The 12,914-nt window shown below is 72.1% G+C and carries 18 protein-coding genes and 1 pseudogene; 5 read left to right on the top strand and 14 right to left on the bottom strand.

Annotation, left to right across the window (positions count from 1 at the left end; all coding sequences use genetic code 11):
- From AB7U92_RS09945 to ccoG, 4 genes are all read left to right on the top strand, one after another.
- The coding region (locus AB7U92_RS09945) for a hypothetical protein (protein WP_428576029.1) at nucleotides 1–1,205 on the top strand (1,205 nt) is incomplete at its 5' end.
- Between the two features lie 28 nt (nucleotides 1,206–1,233).
- On the top strand, nucleotides 1,234–1,563 hold the full coding sequence (locus AB7U92_RS09940) for a hypothetical protein (protein ID WP_428576028.1): 330 nt from the start codon (nucleotides 1,234–1,236) through the stop codon (nucleotides 1,561–1,563).
- On the top strand, nucleotides 1,469–3,457 hold the full coding sequence (locus tag AB7U92_RS09935) for an Ig-like domain-containing protein (protein ID WP_428576027.1): 1,989 nt from the start codon (nucleotides 1,469–1,471) through the stop codon (nucleotides 3,455–3,457). Before AB7U92_RS09940 ends, AB7U92_RS09935 begins: the two co-directional genes overlap by 95 nt.
- A gap of 158 nt (nucleotides 3,458–3,615) precedes the next feature.
- On the top strand, nucleotides 3,616–5,049 hold the full coding sequence (gene ccoG, locus AB7U92_RS09930; protein WP_428576026.1) for a cytochrome c oxidase accessory protein CcoG: 1,434 nt from the start codon (nucleotides 3,616–3,618) through the stop codon (nucleotides 5,047–5,049).
- Here the strand turns inward: ccoG and AB7U92_RS09925 are convergent.
- From AB7U92_RS09925 to AB7U92_RS09890, 8 genes and pseudogenes are all read right to left on the bottom strand, one after another.
- A complete protein-coding gene (locus AB7U92_RS09925; RefSeq protein ID WP_428576025.1) occupies nucleotides 5,033–5,305 on the bottom strand; it encodes a hypothetical protein in 273 nt (90 codons plus the stop codon). The two genes, ccoG and AB7U92_RS09925, sit on opposite strands and share 17 nt — an antisense overlap.
- A gap of 10 nt (nucleotides 5,306–5,315) precedes the next feature.
- A complete protein-coding gene (locus tag AB7U92_RS09920; protein ID WP_428576024.1) occupies nucleotides 5,316–5,999 on the bottom strand; it encodes a class I SAM-dependent methyltransferase in 684 nt (227 codons plus the stop codon).
- 8 nt (nucleotides 6,000–6,007) lie between these two features.
- Nucleotides 6,008–6,883, bottom strand: a complete 876-nt coding sequence (locus AB7U92_RS09915) for an alpha/beta hydrolase family protein (protein ID WP_428576023.1) — start codon at nucleotides 6,881–6,883, stop codon at nucleotides 6,008–6,010.
- A 23-nt stretch (nucleotides 6,884–6,906) separates the two neighbouring features.
- The gene (locus AB7U92_RS09910; RefSeq protein ID WP_428576022.1) at nucleotides 6,907–7,551 is read right to left on the bottom strand and encodes a rhodanese-like domain-containing protein; all 645 of its coding nucleotides are present in this window, start codon (nucleotides 7,549–7,551) and stop codon (nucleotides 6,907–6,909) included.
- 79 nt (nucleotides 7,552–7,630) lie between these two features.
- Nucleotides 7,631–7,987 (bottom strand): hypothetical protein, encoded by a 357-nt coding sequence (locus AB7U92_RS09905; RefSeq protein WP_428576031.1) that lies wholly within the window; start codon nucleotides 7,985–7,987, stop codon nucleotides 7,631–7,633.
- Nucleotides 7,988–8,513: 526 nt separating this feature from the next.
- A pseudogene (locus tag AB7U92_RS09900) lies at nucleotides 8,514–8,651 on the bottom strand (glutaredoxin domain-containing protein); the annotation flags it as partial.
- A 294-nt stretch (nucleotides 8,652–8,945) separates the two neighbouring features.
- On the bottom strand, nucleotides 8,946–9,356 hold the full coding sequence (locus AB7U92_RS09895) for a hypothetical protein (RefSeq protein ID WP_428576021.1): 411 nt from the start codon (nucleotides 9,354–9,356) through the stop codon (nucleotides 8,946–8,948).
- A gap of 55 nt (nucleotides 9,357–9,411) precedes the next feature.
- Nucleotides 9,412–9,906 (bottom strand): hypothetical protein, encoded by a 495-nt coding sequence (locus tag AB7U92_RS09890; RefSeq protein ID WP_428576020.1) that lies wholly within the window; start codon nucleotides 9,904–9,906, stop codon nucleotides 9,412–9,414.
- Nucleotides 9,907–9,942: 36 nt separating this feature from the next.
- Here AB7U92_RS09890 and AB7U92_RS09885 point away from each other — a divergent pair, with 36 nt between their 5' ends.
- Entirely contained in the window at nucleotides 9,943–10,311 is a 369-nt protein-coding gene (locus AB7U92_RS09885) for a hypothetical protein (RefSeq protein WP_428576019.1), read from the top strand.
- Here the strand turns inward: AB7U92_RS09885 and AB7U92_RS09880 are convergent.
- From AB7U92_RS09880 to AB7U92_RS09855, 6 genes are all read right to left on the bottom strand, one after another.
- Nucleotides 10,275–11,288, bottom strand: coding sequence for an arsenic resistance protein (locus tag AB7U92_RS09880; RefSeq protein ID WP_428576018.1), 1,014 nt, complete (start codon nucleotides 11,286–11,288; stop codon nucleotides 10,275–10,277). The two genes, AB7U92_RS09885 and AB7U92_RS09880, sit on opposite strands and share 37 nt — an antisense overlap.
- A 1-nt stretch (nucleotide 11,289) precedes the next feature.
- Nucleotides 11,290–11,694 (bottom strand): DUF302 domain-containing protein, encoded by a 405-nt coding sequence (locus AB7U92_RS09875; RefSeq protein WP_428576017.1) that lies wholly within the window; start codon nucleotides 11,692–11,694, stop codon nucleotides 11,290–11,292.
- A complete protein-coding gene (locus tag AB7U92_RS09870; RefSeq protein ID WP_428576016.1) occupies nucleotides 11,663–12,325 on the bottom strand; it encodes a hypothetical protein in 663 nt (220 codons plus the stop codon). The genes AB7U92_RS09875 and AB7U92_RS09870 overlap by 32 nt, the downstream gene beginning before the upstream one ends.
- Nucleotides 12,326–12,330: 5 nt before the next feature.
- On the bottom strand, nucleotides 12,331–12,621 hold the full coding sequence (locus AB7U92_RS09865) for a cyd operon YbgE family protein (RefSeq protein ID WP_428576015.1): 291 nt from the start codon (nucleotides 12,619–12,621) through the stop codon (nucleotides 12,331–12,333).
- Nucleotides 12,618–12,740, bottom strand: coding sequence for a cytochrome bd-I oxidase subunit CydX (gene cydX / locus AB7U92_RS09860; protein ID WP_428576014.1), 123 nt, complete (start codon nucleotides 12,738–12,740; stop codon nucleotides 12,618–12,620). The genes AB7U92_RS09865 and cydX overlap by 4 nt, the downstream gene beginning before the upstream one ends.
- A gap of 15 nt (nucleotides 12,741–12,755) precedes the next feature.
- Nucleotides 12,756–12,914: Rieske 2Fe-2S domain-containing protein (locus AB7U92_RS09855; RefSeq protein ID WP_428576030.1), on the bottom strand; the 159-nt coding region annotated here is incomplete at its 5' end.

Here is a 12,914-nt window from a genome sequence, read left to right as displayed (position 1 = left end):
GCCTGGCTCCGGCCTTCGGCAGCGGCGGCCGCGTGTTCAGCACGGCGCTCGGCGCACCAACGGTGCTCGACACCAAGATGGCTCGCCAGACCGACGGCAAGCTGCTGGTGGTCGGTGGCGGCCCGAGCCTGCTGCGCCTGCTGCCCGACGGCACACCGGACCCTGCGTTCGGCACGGCCGGCAACGGCATGGTCACGGTGCCCGCCGGGCGTAACGACGACTACAACCTGGCCGCGGTGACGCTGCAGCCCGACGGCAGCATCCTCGTCGCAGGCTCGGCGGCCATCGGCTTGAGCGGCCGACACGACATGCTGGTGGCGCGCTATCTCCCCGACGGCACGCTGGACGCCAGCTTCGCTGGCGGCGCCGGCCTGGCCCGCTTCGACTACGCGTTGTGGAACGACGGCGCCACGCAGGTGCTGGTTCAGGCCGACGGCTCGATCCTGCTCGCCGGCACGATCAGCGACGGCACCGGCGTCGGCAGCGACTTCGCCGTGCTGCGCCTCACCACGGCCGGGCAGATCGACGCCACGTATGGGGTGAGCGGCTGGGCACGCGTCAACGTCGGCGGCGGCTACGACGTACCGCGCGCTGCGGTGCTCACGTCGGATGGTGGCGTGGTGCTCGCCGGCCGCGTGGCGCCCAGCGGCGCCGACGCAGACATCGGCTTCGCGAAGTTCACCGCGGCCGGTGTGCCGGACACGGCCTTCGGTGCGAGCGGAAACGGCACCATGCGCATCGTGACTCCGGAATTCGACGAGGTGGGCGATATCGCGGTGCTGCCCGATGGCCGGCTGGTCCTCGCCGGCAGCCGATACACCGCGTCGAACGTCAACGGCCTGTGGCTGGCGCGCTACCTCGCCAACGGGCAGATCGACACCAGCTTCGGCACCGTCGGCGTTGCCACGCTGGCCGCGCCGCTGGGCGGCATCGCGCTGGCCGTGCAAACGGACGGCACGCTGTGGGTGGCCGGCTCGGTGCCGTCGGCCGACGGCACGCACACCGACTTCGGCCTGGCCCGCTTCAACGAGGCCGGCCAGAGCGACGCCGGCTTCGGCAGCGCCGGCCTGCTCGGCGTGGACTTGTATGGCAGCTTCGACAGCCCTGCTGCGCTCGTGCTGCAGCCCGACGGCAAGCTGGTGGTCGCGGGGCAGGCCTACAACGGCAGTTCGATCGGCCTGGGGCTTGTGCGCGTGCTGCCATGAACAGCGTGGCGTTGCGGCAGGCCCGGCCATGACCCACCCCGACCTGCTCGGCTGGGCCGCCGCCGCCCTGATGGTGGGCACCTTCGCCTGCCGCGACGCGCGCTGCATGCGGCCGCTGGCGGTGGCCACCAACCTGGCCTTCCTCGGCTACGGCCTGGCGGCCGCGCTGCCGCCGATCTGGGCACTGCACCTGTTGCTGCTGCCCATCAACCTGTGGCGCTGGGCCGAGAGCCTGCGCGCCCCGACCTCCGCAGGAGAGACCCATGCCCGGACTCCGGACCTCGAGCCGCACGGCGGCCACGTATGTCAGCCTCGTCGCGCTGGCGATCCTCGCCGGCTGCGGCGGTGGCGGTGGTGATGCGGGCAGCCCCTCGCCCAGCGGCACCGCCGGCGCGAGCATCGGCGGCACGGCCAGCGGTGTCGTCGGCAGCGGGCTGGTGTTGCAACTCAACGGCGGCAACGACCTGGCCGTTCCGGCCGATGGCAGCTTCAGCTTCGGCAGCACGCTGCCGGCGGGCTCGGCCTACGTGGTGAGCGTGCTGAGCCAGCCCACCAGCCCGGCGCAGACCTGCAGCATTGGCGCGGGCAGCGGCACCGCCAACGCCGCGGTCACGGACGTCACGGTGAGCTGCAGCACCGATCCGCTCGTGCTGCTGGCCGCGGCGCCGCTGGACGCGGCCAGCGACGTGCCGCGCAACGTGCAGCCGGCGCTGAGCTTCTCCGCCGACGTCGACCCGACGATGCTGGGCGCGGGCCCGGTCACGCTCACCGTAGAGGGCGGCGAGGTGGTGTCCGCCACCGTCACGGCGACCGGTCCCACGGTCACCATCGCCCCCGCGGCAGCGCTGTGGCCGGCTACCGCCTACGTGGTCGAGGCAGCCGGCGTGGCTGGGCGCCTCGGCGAGCCGGCCGCACCGGCCTTCAGCAGCCGCTTCGTCACCGCCGATGGCCAGTGGAACGCTTCGCGCGTGGCCGAGCTCGGGCTGGTGCCGCAGCTCGAGGGCGAGTCGATGCGCCTGGCCGTGGCCGGCGGCGGCCAGGCGGTGGCCGCCTGGCTGGCGGTGGACGGCAGCAACCTGATGCGCGTCTGGGCCAGCCGCCGCCTCGCCGACGGCAGCTGGGAAGCTCCGCTCGCGCTCGGCACCCCCGCCGATGGCAACGCCGCGATGGCCGAGGTGGCGATGGAGCTGGATGGCACCGCGCATGTGGTGTGGTCGGCTTCGCCCGGGGGCGGGCAGAGCCACGTGCTGACCGCGCGGCGCGGCGCGGCGGATGCGGACTGGTCGAACGCGGCGCAGCTCAGCCTGCCCACGCTCGTCACCAATATCGAGCCCGCCATCGCTGCAGGCGCCGGCGGTGCGGTGTACGTGGCCTGGGTCGCGGGCGACTCGCTGCCCTATGCCATCCACCTGTCGCAATTGCAGGACGACGGCTCGTGGTCGGAGCCCACCCAGGCCAACGAAGCGAACGGCCTCAGCGTGCTGGTGCCGGCCATCGCCGTGGACCGCCATGCGCGCGCGCTGCTGGCCTGGCCCGAGCAGGACGGCAGCGGCCTGATGCGGCTCGTCGCCCGCCAGTTCCGCGACGACATCCGCGTGCCCGAAGCGGTCGGCCCTGCGGTGGCGCTGAGCGCGGCGGCAGTCGACCTCGGCTTCAGCCTGGCGCTCAATGGCGACGGGCTGGGCGTGCTGGCCTGGAGCCAGCTGGTCTCGGGTGGGTTCCAGCGCACCCTCTGGGCCGCGCTGTTCACTGAAGGCAGCGGCTGGAGCGCCGCCCAGCAGCTGGATGGGCCCGACACCGACGACTTCCAGCCCAGCGCAGCGATCGACGACGAAGGCAATGCACTGGTGGCGTGGACGGCGATTCCGGCCTTGGTCACCCGCGCGGACCCACGCGTGCTGGCGAGCCGGCTCGACCGGCTCGCCGCTCCGGGCACCGGCGGATGGAGCGCGCCGCGCGACCTGACGCAGGGCGCCGTCGGCAGCCATCCGATGGCCGCGCTCGATGCACGCGGCAACGGCCTGGTGCTGTGGCAACCCTCCAACGAGGGCGTGGCCGCCAGCCGCTTCACCCGGCTCGGCAGCTGGCAAGGCACGGAGTCGGTGTGGCGACGCCAGGGCGTGGAGACGCTGTTCGCGCCGCGCATCGGCTTCGACGCCACCGGCAGCGCGGTGGCCGCCTGGGTGGAGGGCGACTTCCTCAGCAACTCGGCCGGGCCGCTGATGGCCATCGGGGGGGCCGGCTTCGAGTGAGGCGATGCCAGGAGGGCAGGACTGCCACTTGCGCCATTGGCATGCCACGAAAGGCAGTTGCGGCATTGGCACGACACCCTCGCCGTGACCCAAGCTCTTGTGGCGAAACGATTTTCTGCCGATCGGCGGCTTGGCACGCGACTTGATTGAGCGGTGTCATGAACACCGCCACATCCGCCGCTGCGGCCGACCCGGCCGAAACCGTCTCGCTGTACGCCGCGCACGCCAAGATCTATGCACGCGCGGTCAAGGGCCGCTTCGTGCAATGGCGCTGGGCCGCGGTGTGGCTGACGCAGATCGTCTTCTACGGCCTGCCCTGGGTGAACTGGAACGGCCGGCCGGCGGTGCTGTTCGAGCTGGCCTCGCGGCGCTTCTACATCTTCGACCTCGTCCTCTATCCGCAGGACTTCATCTACCTGACCGCGCTGCTGCTGCTCGCGGCCTACTCGCTGTTCTTCTTCACCGCGGTGGCCGGGCGGCTGTGGTGCGGCTATGCCTGCCCGCAGACGGTGTACAGCGAGATCTTCATGTGGATCGAGCGCCGCATCGAAGGCGACCGGCCGCAGCGCATGAAGCTCGACGCCGCGCCGTGGAGCCTGGGCAAGCTCGCGCGCAAGGGCGGCAAGCAGCTGGCCTGGATCACCGTCGCGCTGTGGACCGGGTTCACCTTCGCCGGCTACTTCACGCCGATCCGCGAGCTCGCCACGGCCACGCTGGCGATGAACCTCGGCCCCTGGCAGACCTTCTGGGTGCTGTTCTACGGCTTCGCCACCTGGGGCAACGCCGGCTTCATGCGCGAGCAGGTGTGCAAGTACATGTGCCCCTATGCGCGCTTCCAGAGCGCGATGTTCGACCGCGACACGCTGATCATCAGCTACGACACGAAGCGCGGCGAGCCGCGCGGCGTGCGGCTGCGCAAGAGCGACCCGGCGGCGGCCGCCCAGGGCGCCTGCGTCGACTGCGGGCTGTGCGTGCAGGTGTGCCCGACCGGCATCGACATCCGCAAGGGTCTGCAGTACGAATGCATCGGCTGCGCCGCCTGCGTCGACGCCTGCGACGGCATGATGACCAAGATCGGCCAGCCCACCGGCCTGGTGCGCTACGACACGCTCAACGGCATGGAACAGGGCCTGTCGAGCGCCGACCGCTTCAGGCGCGTGCTGCGGCCGCGTGTGCTGGTGTACGGTGCGGTGCTGATGCTGATCACCGCGGGGGTGGTCGTCAGCATTGCGATGCGCTCGCCGTTCAGGGTCGACATCGTGCGTGACCGCAGCACGCTGGCGCGCCTGGTCGACGACGGCTGGGTGGAGAACGTCTACCGGCTGCAGGTGATGAACGCCACCGAATCCACCCAGCGCTACACCGTGCAGGCCAGCGGCCTGGACGGCATCGTGCTGCCGGCGCCGCTGACGCTGGAGCTCGGGCCCGCCGAGGCGCGCTGGGCGGTGGTGTCGTTGCGCGTGCCGCCGGAGACCGCCTCGGCCAAGCCTTCCGGCGCGCACCCGATCTCGTTCGCCATCGCGCAGCTCGACGCGGCCGGCGCGGCGGCGCGCAGCCTGCACGAGAAGTCGACCTTCATCCTTCCCCGCTGAGCGGCCCGCCGCTCGCGCGACCAGTGGGGCAGTAGACGTTGCGTGCCTCCTCGCCGCGCAGGTATTCGCCCTCCTCTTCCGCGCTGGCGCGACGCACCGCCACCAGCGTGGCGCGCCCGGGGTGCGTCTCGCGCAGCCAGTCGGCGGCGAAGCGTTCGGCGTCGGCGCCTTCGTCGAGGATCTGGAAGCGCCGCCGCGGGTGACCCTCGTAGCGGTAGTCGATCACCCAGGTCACGGAGCGGCGGAACAGCTCCATGCCGCAGCCCTCAGCCGGCGCGGCGCAACAGCCGCACGTGCATCGGGCGTGTGAAGCGCGCGCCGTCGGCGCCCTGGTGCGGCGCATACAGCGCCGCCACGCGCTGGAGCATGGCGTCGTCGATGCGGTGGTCGGCGAAGGTCGGCCGCATCATGCGCTGCTCGAAGTCGGCGAAGTCGCGGAAGCGCACCGGCATGTCGAAGCGCTGCTCCCTTTCCTGCCGCCAGCGGCCGCCGGCGATGGCGCTGTCCAGCGCCTGCTGGGCGGCCGCGCGCACCGTGCCCTCGTCGTTGAAGCAGCGGATCAGCTCGTTGAGTTCGCCGTCATAGACCGGCTCGGAGACATACAGCCAGCCGCCCGGCCGCAACACGCGCGCCAGTTCGCCGAGCGCCTGGTTCATCGCCGCCAGCGGCACGTGGTGCAGCGACTTGAGCATCAGTGCGCCGTCGAAGCTCGCGTTGGCGAAAGGAATCGCCTGCGCGCCGGCGCGCACGTAGTCCAGCCGCGGCACCGACTCGGCGAGGTTCTTCGCGAGCTGGCGCTCGTCGACTTCCAGGCCGGTGAGCCGTGCATCCGGATGGCGCAGGAGCAGCTCGCGCGCCAGCCGTGCCGCGCCGCAGCCGGCCTCGACAAGGCGCGCGCCGGCGAGCGGCACCAGGGATTCGAGGAGGTCGAGTTCGTTGTCGATCAGCATGGCGAGGTTCAGGACGGTGAGGCCAGGAAGTCGATGATCGCCGGCGCATGGGGCGCCAGCGCGGCGCGCAGGTCGTGGTCGGCGTCGACCACCAGCAGTTCGGTGCTGCCGCCGGCCTGCTGCAGGGCGAGCGCATCGGCCAGCGGCACGGTGCGGTCGTGGCGGCCATGCACCAGCAGCACCGGGCACTCGATGTGGCCGACGAGGTTCAGCGGGGCGATGCACTCGAAGCGCTCGCCGATCACCTGCTGCACGTGCTCGAGGATCGCCTCGCCGATCCAGTGCCGCGGGATGCGGTGCTCGGCGAGCCAGCGCTCCATCACCTGCTGCGGATGGGCGAAGGCGGACAGGCTCACCACCGCGGCCACGCGGCCGCCCCGCGCGGCGTGCAGCAGGCAGGCGGCCGCGCCCACCGAGTGTCCGAGCAGGGCGATGCGTGCGGCATCGACGGCCGGCTCGGCACGCAGTGCGTCCAGCCCGACGGCGAGGTCGTCGGCGAAGCGCGGCAGCGACATGAAGGCCTCGTCGCCGCTCGCGCCGTGGCAGCTCGCGTCGAGCAGCAGCACCGCCATGCCGGCGTCGGTCAGCGGACCGACCACCGGCCACAGCGTCGAGGCGTTGGCGCCCCAGCCGTGCAGCGCCAGCACCGCCGGCACCGGGCGCGCCGCGTCGCCAGCTTCCGGCATCACCAGCCACGCCGCGAGCTGCTGGCCGCGGCGGCCCGTCAGCGCCAGGCGGCGAACGCGGCCCGCACGCAGCGGCAAGCGCTCGGGCGGCGGCTCATGGGGCACACGCGCCGGCCTCAGCCCGCGCAGCAATGCGCGGTGCAGGAGCGGCCGCAGCACCTGCCCGGCGGCGCGGTGCAGCCAGGGCAGGCGGGGCAAGGCGGCCGGCACGGCGGGCTGGCTCAGCGCGGAAAGTACATGCGCGAGCGATCGAGCTTGTAGCTCCACGGCAGGCCCGCGTTCTTCCAGCCGTTGACGCTGCGCCGCCCGTCCTTGCCCATGTCGCCCTCGAAACCGTCGACCACCGACCAGACCTGCGTGAAGCCGTCATCGGCCAGCCGGTTGGCGGCGCGGCTGCTGCGGTCGCCCGAGCGGCAGATCAGCACCACGATGTCGGTCTTCGACAGGCCCTTGTCCTGCAGCCGGCGGTTCACCTCGGGCACGAAGTCCTGCAGCGGCTCGAGCCGGTACATGCCGCGCTTGTCGTCCCAGTCGGTCATCAGCTCCTGGTGCTCGACGAACGGCACCAGCGCATCGACGTTGCCGGCCATGCCCACATACATCGCCTCGGCGCGTGTGCGCACGTCGAGGAACAGCACCTTGGCGGCGCCGCCGCGCGACTCGATGAAGCCCGGCACCTCGGCGGCCATCAGGTAGAGCGCCGCGCGCGTGCGCTTGATCTCCGGCACCGTGGCGGGGTCGACCTCCGCGGCGGCCGGTCGCGGCATGCCCACGGCCGCCAAGGCGGCTACGCCACCCCACGCCTGCAGGAAGCGGCGGCGCGGCGTGGTGAAGTGGTCTGAAGTCGGCAAGGGCGGCTTTGGCATGCGTGGATCTCCGTCGTCGGGGCCAAATATCAGTCGTCGATGATATTTGAATGGTGCCCTTATGGGTATGCGGGTTCACTCAGAGGGCGCCGAGCAGCCATTGAGGCCGCAGCAGCAGCGCCAGGCCGAGCGCCAGCATCACCAGGCCGCTGACGAGCTTCAGCCGGCGCCCGCCGCGCTCGTCGAGCTTGCGGCTGCCGAGTGCGGCCACGGCGGTGGCCACCATCACGCTGTCGTCGGCGATGTAGCCGAGGATGTACAGGCCGAGGTAGGCGTGGTGCATCGCCGGCGAGAGGTTCTGCTGCGACAGCACCGCGGTGTAGAGCGCCGGCAGCCCGGCCGTGCACAGGAGCTCGACGAGGTTGACCGCCAGCGCCAGCAGCGCCACGCCGGCCAGCAGCGCGGCCAGGTTGCGCGCCTGCGGCAGCGCGTGCATGCGCGCCACCAGGCCCGGCCGCGCCGCGGCGGGAATGGCCAGCGACGGCCCGCGGCCCGGCGCGACGACATCCTTTCAGGTTCAGTGCGGCAATGGCCAGCGCGACCAGCGCCAGGCCGAGACGCAGCGCCTCGGAGAAGCCGACGGCGCGGAACAGGTTCAGCCAGGCGGCCATGAAGGCGTAGTACACCGCACCGCTGACCAGCACGAAGGTGCCGGCGATCAGCGCCATGCGCCGGCGGTCGCGCAGCCGCACCAGCAGCGACAGCAGGAACAGCAGCACCCACATCGCGCAGGGGTTGAAGCCGTCGAGCAGGCCGAGCGCCAGCGTGAACAGCGGCAGGCCCAGGCGCGAGGCGCTGAGCGTTCCGAACAGCCGGCTCTGCACCTCGGCCGGCCGTGGCGTGGCGCCATCAAGCATCGCGACGATGTCTCGCCCGGTGTGCCGCGCGTCCTGGAAGCCGATGATCACCTGGTCGCCGACGACGAAGGTCGGCACCCCCGGCGGCCACACGCCGACCGCCTGCGACAGCGCCTCCAGCTCGGCGGCCGCCGCCGGGTCGCGGTCGACCTGCCGGAACGCGATGCGAAGCCCCGTCCGCTGTGCGGCCAGCTCGGCGAGGAAGACCTTCGCATCGGCGCAGTGCGGACAGCCGTCGCGCACGTAGACGACGAGATCCTGAGCCGCAGCCGCACCCGCCGCCGCGCCCCACAGCAGCGCGATCAGCAGCCACCGCCACGCCCGCACCGCGGCCGCTGGCCGCGCTTCAGGCAGCGCGCGCGGATGGCGCCGCCGCCAAGGCGAACACCGCGGCACAGGCGGCGGCGTGCCGCAGCGCACGCCGGATCGTGTCGGTCATGGCTTGCCTCCTGTCGTTGAACTCGAGCACCGATTCGACCGCGGGCCGGCTCCGACCCGCTTGACATTTCTCATGCCCCCGGGGGCATGTGAGCCCCATCAGAACGCCAGCGTGTTCACGCCCGGCTTGAGCAGGTGCGCCGCCACCTCCGCCGGCTTGGCCGGGGTCACGCCGGGGATCAGGTCGGTCGGCTGCTTGCCGGTGTTGGGCAGGTACAGCGCGCAGACCTCGACCTTGGCACCGGCCTTGATCACGCCCTGCAGCATCTGCTGCGGCGTGACGTTGCGCGGCTTGAGCGTCGGCATCTCCTTGCCGGCCAGCGCGATGTCGCCGGCGGCGTCGCACAGCAGCACGCGCACGCTGGCCTTCTGCTCCAGCGCCTGGCCGGCCAGCACGAGGCCAGCGCCTTGCGCCATCGCGCTGCCGGAATGGATGTTGACGAACAGTTCCTCGGCGTGCGCAGCGGATGCGGCGGCCAGGGCCAGGGCGATGACGAGCGACTTCTTCATGCACGTATTCCTATGACAGTGCGTTGAGGGGAAAGAGTGGGTCCGAGCCCGTGGCTCAGGGGCCGGCAGGCAGTTGCAGGTGTTGCGAGATCTGCGGCGCCGTGGCCGCGTGCTCGATGCGCAGCACACGGCCGCCGTCCAGGGCCACCAGGGTCAGCTGCCCGGCCCGGCGCGGCCAGTCCGCGGTGAGCGAGGCGTCGCGGGCGAGAACCACCGGGAAAGGCAGCTCGCGCAGCCGCGGCAGCGCGATCAGTTTCGTCACGAGCGAAGGCATGCCGGAGATGTCGGCCAGGTAGACCGCGCCCAGCGCCTCGAGCGCGCCCGGCCCGCGCGACCTGATCCACTGCTGGGCGAGATCGGCCGCCGCCTTGTCGGGCGCGAACAGCAGCCAGCGTGCCTGCGCCGGCAGCGCGACGGCCTTGCCGTGCTGGTCTTCCAGCGCCATGGACGGCACCGGCTCGCCGATGCGCAGCGCGCCGGCGCCGGCCGCCGACGCGAAGCCCATCGCGACGGCCGCCAGGGCCGCACCGATCAGATTGCGCAGGCGCAAGTCCGGTCGGCCAAGGCGCCGGCACCATGCTGCGCCATGGGCATCGACGCGACTTCCCTCCAGGCCTGGCTGGCCGCCGAGATCGACGCCGTGGAGGCTTCGCTGGCGGGGCAAGGAGCGAGCTGCTCGCTCGACCGCCGCCGCGAAGCGCCGCCACGCCTCAAGCACGACGAAGGCCGCTATGCGGCGCTGCGGCTGGCGCGCCGCAGCCTCGAACGCGGCGACCCGCGGCAAGAGCTGCGCGAGGCGGCCGACAAGGCGCGTGCCTTTCTCGCCGGAGACAGCCCGCTGCTGCGCGACCGCGCCTGGGTGGCCTACCAGCAAGGGCTGCTGGAGGCCCTCGAGCAGGCGCTGCGGCACACCGGCGGTCACGACGAGACTCCCTCGGCGCGGCGGCCGGGTTGAATCCTGACGACGGGCGCCGCGGGGCCGAAGACGCGATCGGTGAAGCGCACGTACCACGCCGCCGCCTGCACCTGGACGATGTAGGCCAGCGCGATCAGCAAGGCGGCGTCGGCGCCGGCCTCGCGGAACACGCCGATGGCGATGGCCAGCGCGATCGACAGGTTGCGCATCACCGTGCCGTAGACCAGCGCGATGGCATCGCCGCGCGCGAAGAGAGCGCGGCCGATCAGCGTGGACAGCACGAAGTTCAGCGCGTAGATCGCCACCAGTGGCAGCAGCAGGCCCACCAGCGCTAGCGGCGCACGCACGATCTCCGGCGCTTTCAGCGCCATCGACACGAACACGATGCCCAGCACGCCGAGCGTGGACCACGGCGGGAAGCGCAGCTTGTGATGCGCATCGAAGCGCTCGCGGCCGTCGCGCGCGATCAGCCAGCGCTGCGTGAGCTGCCCGAGCGCCAGCGGCAGGAAGACGATCAGCGCGATCTGCAGCGCCACCTGCACGAGCGGGATCTCCACTACCGCGCCGAGCAGCGCCTTCAGGTACAGCGGCGCGAGCAGCGAGCCGGCGAGCAGGCCGATCACCGTCATCTTCACCGCCGCCGGCACGTTGCCGCGGGCGAAGCCGGTCCACGAGATGGTCATGCCCGAAGTGGGCAGCAACGCCGTCAGCAGCAGCGCCAGGCGCGCGGCGGGCTGCTCGGGGAAGAACAGCAGCCCCGCGCCCCAGCCGACCAGCGGCAGCAGCACGAAGTTGATCGCCAGTGCCGCCCCCTGCAGCCGCGCGCCGTCGGGAGCGACCAGCGCGCGCAGGTTCATCGACACCATCATCGGGTAGACCATCAGGAAGGTCAGCGGCAGGATGGCCCAGCGCAGTGCGCCGGCGTCCGTCACGTCGCCGACGCCGAGCCCGAGCGCCATCGCCCCCGGAATGCTCCACACCAGGTGCTTCTGCAGCCAGGCCAGCAGGGTCGACATCTCAGGCCTGCGCCAGACGTTGCACCACGAGCTGCAGCTTGTGGCGGGCCTGCTCGCAGGTGGCGCGCACGACCGGGCTCTCGCTGAAGACGGCGATGGCGCGCGGGTCCTGCAGCACGATGCGGGTGCGGCCCGGCACCGCCTCGCTGACGCCGCAGCCGCAGGGCAGCAGCGCCGCGATGTCGGGCTCGGCGCCCATCAGGGCATGGGCCACCTGCGGGTTGCACACGCCGAGCAGCTTCTGCGGATGGCTGTCCAGGCCGAGCTTGGCCTTCAGGGTGGCCTGCACGTCGACCTCGCTGACGACGCCCATCTGCTCGGCGGCCAGGGCGCCGCGCAGGATGCCTATGGCGGCTTCCAGCGGCTGGTTCAGTTCAATGGCGAAGGCGTAGGGGGTCTCGGACATGGACTTTCTCGTGGGGAAGGGTCGGTTCGGGCCTCGTGGCCGGCAGCGCCGCGACACGGGCCAGGAAATCGTCGCGGCTGGTGGTGCCGAACCAGGGGTGCCAGCGGCGCTGCTCGAACACGGTGCTCGCCGCGCGGCCCTGGTGGGCGTGGCCGGCGAACAGCAGCGTCTCGTCGGGCAGCGTGAAGACCTGCTGCGTCACGCTGTCCCACAGCGCGCGCGGGTCGACCGGCCGCGGCTGGAAGGGGCAGGCGTCCACGGCGAGCAGGCCGCCGCAGAACAGTCGGTCGCGCCAGCGGAAGCTCAGGCAGGCCGCCGTGTGGCCGGGCGTGGCCAGTACCTCGACGTATTCGTCGCCGAAGGGCAGCAGCGCATCGTCGGGCACCTGGTGCAGCACCCGCGGCGCGCCGAGCGACTCGATCGCCGCGACCTCCTGCCGCGGCAGCAGCGCATCGTGCTCGTGGGTGCGCAGCACCCAGCGCAGCGCGAGGCGGTGCTCGTCGAGCATGGCGCGCAGCAGCGGCACATCGGTGCCGCGCGGATCGATCAGCACGGCTTGGGCGGATTCGAGATCGGCGAGCAGGTAGCTCACCGAACCGCTCGCGTCGTCGTGCAGCATGCGGAAGTACATGGCGCTCAGTGCATCAGCTTGAAGACCAGGGCGAGGCCGAGTGCCGCCAGCACCGCCCAGCCCGAGAACAGCAGGCGCCAGAGCAGGAAGCGCGGCACGAAGCCGACGCCGCGCACGAAGCCGGCGCTCATCGCCCAGAACAGCGCCATCGCGAGGCGGTGGTCGGCGTGGCCGGTGGCATCGGCCATCAGCGGCGGATACAGCGTGCCGCCCATCATCACCAGCAAGGCGGCGGCGAGGCTGGGCCCGTGCATGCGCGCCGGCGCGGCAGTGGCCGCTCGGGTCAGGGCGTTCATGCATCGTCCCCGCGGTCGCGGGCGGCGCTGCGCGCGGCCTCGTTCTCGCCCCACATCGCGTTCATCACCGCGAGCAGCACCGCGAATCCGACGCCGAGCATCCAGGCGAAGTACCACATGGTCTGGTTCCTTTCTCAGGCCGCGTCGCTCTCGCCGATCAGCAGCCGCGAGTCGCTCAGGTAGCGGTGCGGCGGGATCTCGAGGTTGGTCGGCGCGGGCTTGTTCTTGAACACGCGGCCGGCGAGGTCGAAGGTGGAGCCGTGGCAGGGGCAGAAGAAGCCGCCGTGCCAGTC

It is taken from the genome of Piscinibacter sp. (genome assembly GCF_050175855.1).
Taxonomy (GTDB): Bacteria; Pseudomonadota; Gammaproteobacteria; order Burkholderiales; family Burkholderiaceae_C; genus Piscinibacter.
This window is presented reverse-complemented; position numbering and strand designations above follow the sequence as displayed.

Excerpts from the sequence above, each read along its gene's own strand:
- AB7U92_RS09940 (WP_428576028.1), top strand. The coding sequence starts at position 1,234 with ATGACCCACCCCGACCTGCTCGGCTGGGCCGCCGCCGCCCTGATGGTG.
- AB7U92_RS09935 (WP_428576027.1), top strand. The coding sequence starts at position 1,469 with ATGCCCGGACTCCGGACCTCGAGCCGCACGGCGGCCACGTATGTCAGC.
- ccoG (WP_428576026.1), top strand. The coding sequence starts at position 3,616 with ATGAACACCGCCACATCCGCCGCTGCGGCCGACCCGGCCGAAACCGTC.
- AB7U92_RS09925 (WP_428576025.1), bottom strand. The coding sequence starts at position 5,305 with ATGGAGCTGTTCCGCCGCTCCGTGACCTGGGTGATCGACTACCGCTAC.
- AB7U92_RS09920 (WP_428576024.1), bottom strand. The coding sequence starts at position 5,999 with ATGCTGATCGACAACGAACTCGACCTCCTCGAATCCCTGGTGCCGCTC.
- AB7U92_RS09910 (WP_428576022.1), bottom strand. The coding sequence starts at position 7,551 with ATGCCAAAGCCGCCCTTGCCGACTTCAGACCACTTCACCACGCCGCGC.
- AB7U92_RS09905 (WP_428576031.1), bottom strand. The coding sequence starts at position 7,987 with ATGCACGCGCTGCCGCAGGCGCGCAACCTGGCCGCGCTGCTGGCCGGC.
- AB7U92_RS09895 (WP_428576021.1), bottom strand. The coding sequence starts at position 9,356 with ATGAAGAAGTCGCTCGTCATCGCCCTGGCCCTGGCCGCCGCATCCGCT.
- AB7U92_RS09885 (WP_428576019.1), top strand. The coding sequence starts at position 9,943 with ATGGGCATCGACGCGACTTCCCTCCAGGCCTGGCTGGCCGCCGAGATC.
- AB7U92_RS09880 (WP_428576018.1), bottom strand. The coding sequence starts at position 11,288 with ATGTCGACCCTGCTGGCCTGGCTGCAGAAGCACCTGGTGTGGAGCATT.
- AB7U92_RS09875 (WP_428576017.1), bottom strand. The coding sequence starts at position 11,694 with ATGTCCGAGACCCCCTACGCCTTCGCCATTGAACTGAACCAGCCGCTG.
- AB7U92_RS09870 (WP_428576016.1), bottom strand. The coding sequence starts at position 12,325 with ATGTACTTCCGCATGCTGCACGACGACGCGAGCGGTTCGGTGAGCTAC.
- AB7U92_RS09865 (WP_428576015.1), bottom strand. The coding sequence starts at position 12,621 with ATGAACGCCCTGACCCGAGCGGCCACTGCCGCGCCGGCGCGCATGCAC.
- cydX (WP_428576014.1), bottom strand. The coding sequence starts at position 12,740 with ATGTGGTACTTCGCCTGGATGCTCGGCGTCGGATTCGCGGTGCTGCTC.